This is a genomic window from Arthrobacter sp. Y3225116 (assembly GCF_059091245.1).
On record NZ_JBNHGL010000587.1, the window covers coordinates 1 to 367 of the forward strand.

1 protein-coding gene is annotated in these 367 nt (G+C 74.1%); it reads left to right on the top strand.

The window, feature by feature from the left end:
• The coding region (locus AC5RV2_RS19090) for an FHA domain-containing protein (protein WP_494093630.1) at nucleotides 1-367 on the top strand (367 nt) is incomplete at both ends.

Here is a 367-nt window from a genome sequence, read left to right on the forward strand (position 1 = left end):
ACCGACCGCCAGGTGATGCTGCGCGACGCCGGGTCGTCCAACGGCATCGTCTGGCGTGGCCGGCGCACCAGGCAGGTCGTGCTGCGGGCCGGCCGCAGCGTGCGGATCGGCGGCAGCCGGTTGCGGCTGGTCGTAGGCAGCGAACCGGACGAACCGTTCCGGCCTGACACGGACCTGGCCGATCCGGTGCCCGTGGCCGAAAAGCCTCCGGAGCCACGGGCCAGGACGGCGTTGCTGCTGGCCGGGCTTCCGTTGCTCGCCGGGCTCGCGCTGGCCCTGCTGACGGGCATGTGGTTCTTCCTGGTCTTCAGCGCCATGTCCCTGCTGGCCGCCGCCGTGCCCTACGCCGCCGGGCGCCGGCAGCGCC